Annotated in this window: 6 protein-coding genes and 1 pseudogene; 1 reads left to right on the top strand and 6 read right to left on the bottom strand. The window is 60.4% G+C overall.

Translation table 11 applies throughout. The features are described 5' to 3' along the window. Positions 1 to 147 (top strand): annotated as a pseudogene (locus tag QZ196_RS01220) (IS91 family transposase); the annotation flags it as partial. Positions 148 to 1,267: 1,120 nt separating this feature from the next. On the opposite strand, the gene QZ196_RS01215 reads toward QZ196_RS01220, so the two are convergent. The 6 genes from QZ196_RS01215 to QZ196_RS01190 all read right to left on the bottom strand — a co-directional run bounded on the left by QZ196_RS01215 (position 1,268) and on the right by QZ196_RS01190 (position 7,897). Beyond that, positions 1,268 to 2,287 (bottom strand): P1 family peptidase, encoded by a 1,020-nt coding sequence (locus QZ196_RS01215; protein ID WP_296423024.1) that lies wholly within the window; start codon positions 2,285 to 2,287, stop codon positions 1,268 to 1,270. An 81-nt stretch (positions 2,288 to 2,368) separates the two neighbouring features. Further along, positions 2,369 to 3,109, bottom strand: a complete 741-nt coding sequence (locus tag QZ196_RS01210; RefSeq protein WP_296423022.1) for an SDR family oxidoreductase — start codon at positions 3,107 to 3,109, stop codon at positions 2,369 to 2,371. 4 nt (positions 3,110 to 3,113) lie between these two features. Continuing rightward, positions 3,114 to 4,556 (bottom strand): aldehyde dehydrogenase family protein, encoded by a 1,443-nt coding sequence (locus QZ196_RS01205; protein ID WP_296423020.1) that lies wholly within the window; start codon positions 4,554 to 4,556, stop codon positions 3,114 to 3,116. Beyond that, positions 4,537 to 6,141, bottom strand: a complete 1,605-nt coding sequence (locus QZ196_RS01200) for a dipeptide ABC transporter ATP-binding protein (protein ID WP_296423018.1) — start codon at positions 6,139 to 6,141, stop codon at positions 4,537 to 4,539. The genes QZ196_RS01205 and QZ196_RS01200 overlap by 20 nt, the downstream gene beginning before the upstream one ends. Further along, a complete protein-coding gene (locus QZ196_RS01195; protein ID WP_296423016.1) occupies positions 6,138 to 6,953 on the bottom strand; it encodes an ABC transporter permease in 816 nt (271 codons plus the stop codon). The genes QZ196_RS01200 and QZ196_RS01195 overlap by 4 nt, the downstream gene beginning before the upstream one ends. Next, positions 6,953 to 7,897, bottom strand: a complete 945-nt coding sequence (locus QZ196_RS01190) for an ABC transporter permease (protein ID WP_296423013.1) — start codon at positions 7,895 to 7,897, stop codon at positions 6,953 to 6,955. Before QZ196_RS01190 ends, QZ196_RS01195 begins: the two co-directional genes overlap by 1 nt. Positions 7,898 to 7,922 lie beyond the last annotated feature (25 nt).

The following is a 7,922-nucleotide window of genomic DNA, read 5'->3' as shown; positions in this document are numbered from 1 at the left end:
CACGTCGTCTTCACGATACCAGCCGAGATCGCGCAGATCGCCTATTGGAACAAGCGGGCGGCCTATGGACTGCTGTTCAAAGCCTCGGCGGAGACGGTGATGACCATCGCCGCCGATCCCAAGCGCATGGGTGCGCGGGTTGGTATGAACCGGTCAACCGAGGGGGTAAATGATCTTGCGGGACATGCCTTTCGATCGAAAACTCGTAAAATAGCGCGCCCTGCGCGTCTTGCCGCGGCCCCATTATCGCCGTTCACCTCCGCTAAACCTGAACAAAGTGAATCAGTAATCAGACCGTCCATCAAAACGCGTTTTTCAACAGAATGGGCTGGCTGCGGTCATCTGACAGTTTCCGTCAGAAAGGCTGAGCGGCACGGGCAGTCCCAGCGCCGGCTTTGCGCAGGATGCGGAGTTTGCAAAGTTTCGACGATTTCCCAAAAGCCGCTGTTCAGACCAAACGCAGCGAATGCCGGGTGTGAGCCCACAGTGATCAATGCTGCGCTTTGCCTGAATGGCGGCAAAGTGCAGGGCGAACGCCAAACAAGTGGTTTGACTGCCAAGGTTTGCGAACTTGTTCAAAAGGCACAGAAAATCAAAAGTTACACCATTAGAGTTTAGCCCAGTACTTGCCATTGGATATTAGGTCTTTACTGAGCTGGGGCGGTGGTTACACCGCAACCTTCGATATCACGCTCTCTGCTGAGGCGTTGATCGGTTTATCTGATCACGATTGGTCAATCCTACCAGCTGGCACTTGTCGACGGATCAACACTGCGGGTCAGCGTTCAAGTCGAAGGCTCTGGCCATGACGCAGGCGATCTCGACTTCGTCTTCCAAGACCTTGATCCAGTTGCAACGGCTGTTTCATCGGGCATTACCGTTGCCGAAGACACTGATGCGTCAAGCGTAGCGGTCATGTCGCACACAGAACCAGTCGGCTCTCATTTTTGATCAAGCCACATCGCATTTCGGAGTGGATGGCTTGGACTTCTGGTAACAGGTGCCATGAGGGCTTGATACATGGTCGCGCAGCACGGGTTGCGCGGCCTGAACATTCCACCCCCGATCGATTAGGGTGTCATTCTGCACTGAGCCGGAATCTGCCCCCGTGCAGCATGTTCAGGCCTTGAGGTAAGAGCAACCGGAGCGCTTTGCAAAGCTCGCTATCTGCGCTTTGCCGCCGCTCAAGTTGACCTCGGCCGCCGCCGCCTCGAAATGGTGCCTCGGTTCGCACATAAGCTCTGCTGAGCCGTCAGTGAGGTCCTGGTCAGATCATCTGTCGATAGGTTGGGATGATATCACCCTCTGCGGGTGTCGCCTCGTACACCGCGCGGCAGATCGCCCGGCTGAGGCACACCGCAGCGGCGGCCCCGATGTCGCGCAGCGCGTGATGATCAATCGGCGGGCCAGTGCCGGTTGACACCCCAAACACCAGATCCCCATCCAGCGGCGTATGCGCGGGGACAATGGCGCGGGCCATGCCGTCGTGGGCGCTTACGGCCATTCGGTGGCATTGCGTTTTGGTCAAAGGCGCGTCGGTCGCCACGATGGCAATCGTTGTATTGGCCCCTTCGGCAGACCGCAACATCATGGCTTTTTCCTTGCGGCTGGGTTGGGGCCTGACCAGCCCGCTGTCTGGATCGGGACCAAGCCCGCCGAATTCATCGCCAATCTCAAATGGGGCGGCCCAGAAATGCCGATCACCCGGTGTCGTGACGCTGCCCAATGCGTTCACGGCAACCAGCGCACCCACGGTCGTGCCGTCCGGCAGCACCATTGAGGCAGACCCAAGCCCGCCCTTTTGCATTGCAGCCATTGCCCCCGTTCCCGCCCCGACGCTGCCGATGTCGAACATTTCAGCGGCGTTATTGAGCGCGTTGCGGCCCAGCGCCCGATAGGGGTTTTCGTGCCAATCCTTGTCGCCGCCATTGATCAGGTCAAAAATGATCGCGCCGGGCACGATCGGCACCATCATATTCCCGATGGCAAAGCCCCGCCCGATCGCACGCAGCCCGTCAGTCACCCCCGAACAGGCATCCAGCCCAAAGGCGGAACCGCCCGACAGCACCAATGCGTCAACTGCCGTGACGGTTTTGTCAGGCGCCAGCATATCCGTTTCGCGGGTCCCCGGCGCGCCGCCCATCACATGCACGCTGGCCACGAAGGGTGCGTCGCCCACCAATACCGTACTGCCGGATTTCAGGGCGGCGTCCTGCGCATTACCCACCCGCAAGCCCGTAACATCAGTGATCAAATTGCGCGGTCCGGGTACGTAAGTCCGGTTCATGCTGCCCCTCCGATCGCTGCCGCTGGCTTTGGTCGCAGGCAGGAGAAGATGATCAGTCTTTTATTGCGAACCGGACTTTTGTTAAATGCATCGGCCACCGTCCACCTCCATCGCGACGCCGGTGATCATGCTCGCCTCGTCAGAGCACAGGAAACAGGCGGCGTTGCCCATGTCTTCGGGCGTGGAAAACCGGCCCAAGGGGATGGTTGACAGGAATTTGGCCCGCATTTCGGGCGTGTCTTCCCCCATAAAGGATTTGAGCAGCGGCGTTTCACCCGCCACAGGATTAATCGCATTCACGCGCACGCCATGGGGCGCCAGTTCGATGGCCATGGTCTTGGTCGCGGTGATCATCCATCCCTTTGACGCATTGTACCAGTTCAACTGCGGGCGCGGCGACACACCGGCGGTTGAAGCCACGTTCAGGATTGACCCTGACTTGCGTTCCTTGAAGTGCGGGACAAAGGCGCGGGCCGTCAGATAGACGGATTTCATATTGACGTTGAACATACGGTCAAAGTCCTCTTCGGACACGTCTTCCAGTGCGCAGGGCAAATGGGTGACCCCAGCGTTGTTGACCAAAATATCAAGGTGGCCCGCGTATTGAAAGACGCTCTTGGCCAGTTTGTGAACCGAGACGGCGTCCGAGACGTCACAGGGCACAGCCAACCCACCTATCTGCCCGGCGATTTCAAACGCGGCATCCGAATTGATGTCAGCGACGATCACCCTTGCCCCCTCTGCGGCGAATTTGCGCGCGATACCTGCGCCAAAGCCGGACCCGGCCCCAGTCACGACTGCCGTTTTCCCCTGAAGTCTCATATGTTCACCCATGCCATGCGGCGACGGTTTTGAGGTTTGAGAAACCATAAAGCGCCTCAAACCCCTTTTCCCGGCCATGTCCCGATTTACCGACGCCACCAAACGGCAGTTCGACCCCGCCGCCTGCACCGTAGTTATTGATGAAAACCTGCCCTGCATGCAGCGCGCGCGCAAGCCGCATTTGCCGCCCGCCGTCGCGGGTCCAGACGGACGCCACAAGGCCAAAGTCTGTCGCATTGGCAATGCGTAGCGCGTCGGCTTCGTCTTCGAACGGGATGATCACCTGCACGGGTCCAAATATTTCGTCCTGCGCGAGGCGATGATCCGGCGGCACATCTGCGAACAGCGTCGGCGCAACGTAATGCCCCGCAGCGTCGGTCACGATCTGACCTTGCGCCGCGATCGTCAGGTCATTGCCCTGCTCCAGAAAACCCAGCACGATGTCCTTTTGCCGGGCCGAGATCAGCGGTCCGATGTTCAGATCTTCAATCGCCGGCCCAACTTTCAGCGCGCGATAGGCGTCTGCCATGCGGTCGCGGACCGTGTCATATACGCCGCGCTGCACAAGGATACGGCTGGACGCCGAACAGGTTTGACCCGCGTTTTGGATGCCTGCATTCACAAGAAACGGCACCGCGCGATCAAGGTCAGCATCGTTAAAAACCAACTGCGGGGACTTGCCGCCCAGCTCAAGGGTGACAGGGATGACGTTCTTGGCGGCCGCCGCCTGAATCAGCGCACCCGTGCGTACAGATCCCGTAAAGGATATGTGCTGGATGCCCGGATGTGCGGCCAGCGCTGCGCCCGCTTCATCGCCCAGCCCGGTAACGACGTTCAGCGCGCCGTCCGGCAGTCCTGCCTCTTGCGCGATGGCGGCAAAGGCCAGCGCGGTCAGGCATGCCTCTTCGGCGGGTTTCAGGACGCAGGCATTACCCATGGCTAGCGCGGCTCCGATGGACCGCCCGATGATTTGCATCGGATAATTCCACGGGATGATATGTCCTGTCACCCCATGGGGTTCGCGCAGGGTATAGACGGTGTAGCCGTCGAGATAAGGTATTGTTTCGCCGGTAATTTTATCGGCAGCCCCACCGTAGAACTCCATATAACGGGCGAGCGATGTGACATCAGCGCGGGCTTGCGTCAGGGGTTTGCCGACGTCCGCTGCCTCAATCGCGGCAAGGGTTTCGGCATGGGCCAGCACCAAGGTGCCGATCCTGGTCAGAATGCGTCCGCGTTCTGTCGCGGTCATGCGGCCCCATGTGCCGTTGCGGGCGGATTGCGCGGCCCGCGCGGCGGCGTCGATATCATCCGGCGTCCCACGGGCGATTGTCGTGATCAATGCGCCAGTCGACGGGTCCGTGACTTGGATCGGGGCCTTGCCGCGAATCCAAGTGCCCCCGATCAGGTTATGTGCTGGCGGTATATTAAACGATTTCAGTGGCATGTTTCAGCTCCGGCAATTGTGGCGCGGCGGCCAGAAGTGCTTGTGTGTAGGGGTGTTGCGGATTCGTAAAAACAGTCTCTGTTTCGCCTTGTTCTACGATTTTCCCTGCCTGCATCACGATCACGCGGTCAGTGATTGATCGCACCACAGACAGATCGTGACTGATGAAAAGATACGACAGCGGGCGCTTGCGGCACAGGGCGGCGATCAGGTCCAGGACTTGGGCGCGGACGGAGACGTCGAGGGCGGAGACGGCCTCGTCAAAGATGATCAGTTCGGGCGCGATGATCAGCGCGCGGGCGATGGCGATGCGTTGCCTTTGGCCGCCTGAAAATTCGTGGATGTACTTTTTGGCATCCGATTGCGACAGGCCAACATCTTGTAATGCTTTGGAAATTTCGACCTCGCGGGCCATGCCGGTGGGCGGGGTTTCCAGCAGGTGAAAGGGTTCGGTGATCAGGCGGTCAACCCGGTGCCGGGGGTTGAAGCTGCCGTATGGGTCCTGAAACACCACCTGCATTTTGCGGCGCACGGTCAGGTTCGGCTTTTTGCCGGTGAAAACGGGTTCGCCGCCAAGCGTGATTTGCCCGCCTTGCACATCCTCCAACCCCAAAATGGCCCGTGTCAGGGTCGATTTTCCGCATCCGCTTTCGCCGACAAGCCCGACACGTTCGCCGTGGTCGATGGAAAAGCTGACGTGATCCAAAGCGCGGAAATGGGGCCGGGGACCGCGCAATTGCTTGCGCGGCAAAGGGTAATCCCGGACGATATTTTTCGCGTACAGAAGCGGTACAGACGCTGTACGTACAGGCAAATATACGGTGTGGGTCGATGCGGCGAACAGCGCCTTGGTGTAGGGGTGCCGCATATCGGTCAGCAGTTGCCGGGTTGGGGCGGCTTCGACGACGCGGCCCTTTTGCATGACGGCGACCTGATCGGCGATGTCGCTGACGACGGCAAGGTCGTGGGTGATCAGCAGCAGCCCCATATCGAATTCGCGCACAAGGTCGCGCAGCAGATCAAGGATGCGCGCCTGCGTGGTCACATCAAGCGCAGTTGTCGGTTCATCCGCGATCAGCAGTTTGGGCCGCAACGCGATGGCCATGGCGATGACGACGCGCTGACGCTGCCCACCGGACAGTTCGTGCGGATAGCGCGACAGCGGAAAGCGATCATTGGGAAGGCCGACGCGTTCCAGCATGGCGGCCGCGCGTCTGTGGGCCGCTGTCTTTGACGTGTTTTCGTGGATCAGGATGGTTTCGGCGACCTGATCACCGATGGTCTGGACGGGATTGAGCGCGGTCATCGGTTCCTGGAACACCATCCCCATCGTGTTGCCACGCATTTTGCACAGCGCGGGTTCCGAGGTTTGCAAAATATCGGTGCCGTCCAGCATGATCTGGCCCGTTGCGACCGCACCCCGTGGCAACAGGCCCATGACGGCAAGGGCCGTCATGGATTTGCCAGAGCCGCTTTCGCCGGTGATGGCTGCCACCTTGCCGGGCTGCATGGTCAGGTTCACATCATGCAGAATGGTCGTGCCGTTGATCGCCACCGACAGGTCCCTGATCGTCAATAGGGTCATGTCCGCACCACCCTGATGCGCGGATCAAGCCAGTCGCGCAACCCATCGCCAAGCAGGTTGAGGCCAAGGACCGTCAGCACGATGGCAAAGCCGGGAATAAGGGCGGTGTGCGGCGCGATGCTGACCAGCGTTTGCGCGTCGGCCAACATGCGCCCCCAACTGGCGGTCGGAGGTTGTGCGCCAAGGCCGATATAGGACAGGGCCGCCTCGGCCAGAATGCCAAGCGAGAATTGAATGGTGCCCTGAACGATCATCAGGTTCGTGATATTGGGCAGGATGTGTTCGCATGAGATGCGAAAGGCGGATTTGCCGCAGACCCGCGCGGCGAGGATGAAATCGCGTTCCCACAGGGGCAGGGCCGCGCCGCGTGTCAGACGCGCAAAGACGGGCACGTTGAAAATGCCGATGGCGATGATCGCGTTGACCGCCGACGCGCCAAAGACCGCGGTGATCAGGATCGCGATCACCAGCGACGGGAATGCAAAGACAAGGTCGTTGCCGCGCATGATGATTTCATCCAGCAGCGACCCGCGCCGCGCCGCCGCAAGCAGGCCCAGCGGCACGCCAAGCGCCATGCCGATGCCCACAGCGACCACTGCGACGGCGATGGATGTCCGCGCACCCATCATGATCATCGACAGGATATCACGCCCGAAATGGTCAGTGCCCAGCAGATGCGTGCCGTCTGGCCGGTGCAGTTTGTTGGGAATGTCCAGCGATTGGATGTCGTAGGGGGTCCAGACAAGGGACACCGCAGCGAGCGTGATGAAGAACGCGGTCAGGTAAAGGCCGATGATCAGGCTGCGCGACATCAGGTTTTTGTCCTCAGCCGTGGGTCAACGATTGCATAGGCCATATCGACAAGAAAGTTGACGACGATCACCGTGAAGACCAGCAGCATGACCACGCTTTCCACGACGATCAGGTCCCGCGCGCTGATGGATTGAAAGATCAGCCGCCCGAGGCCGGGCAGAAAGAACACCTGTTCGATAATGATACCACCCGCCAGCAGGAACGAAAACTGCAGGCCGATGATGGTCAGGACCGGGATCAATGCGTTGCGCACGGCGTGCCGCCACAGGGCTTGGCGGTGGGACAGCCCCTTGGCGCGGGCGGTGCGTATGAAGTCCTCGGTCAGCATGTCGAGCAGCGAAGATCGCATGACGCGCGCAAGGATCGCGGCTTGCGGCAGGGCCAGCGAGATGGCGGGAAGGGTGAGGGATTTGAGCGCCAGCGCCGGGTTATCCCAGCCGGGAAAGCCACCCGCGCTGAACCAGCGCAAGTTGATCGCAAAGATCAGCACCAAGATCATCGCGAACCAGAAATTCGGGATTGCGACGCCCAGTTGCGTGGCGCCCATGATGGTGACGTCGCCCGCGCTGCCCCGCCTGCTGGCGGCGTAGATGCCCGCGGGGAACGCGATAAGGGTCGAAAGTACGAGCGCGTAGACCGCGAGGGGGAGCGACACCCAGATCCGGTCGTTGATCAGGTCCGCAACGGGTGTCTTGTAGGTCCAGGAGTTGCCAAAATCGCCTTGGAGCAAGCCCGTGACCCACGCAAAGTAGCGCTGTATCAGAGGTTGATCGAGGCCCATTTCGCTGCGCAGGGCCGCCAGCGTATCGGGACGCGCGTTGACGCCAAGCATGAAGGAGGCGGGATCGCCGGGGATCACCTCGATCACGGCGAAGATCACGATGGATGCGACGAGCAGGCTGATGATCAGCGACGCAAGGCGGGATGTGACGTAGCGGATCATGCCTGCGGCCTCTTGCCGTGGGTGG

Source organism: Yoonia sp., assembly GCF_017854565.1.
In the GTDB taxonomy this organism is placed as follows: Bacteria; Pseudomonadota; Alphaproteobacteria; order Rhodobacterales; family Rhodobacteraceae; genus Yoonia.
Note: the sequence above shows the minus strand (reverse complement) of the source record. Positions and strands in the feature narration are given on the sequence as shown.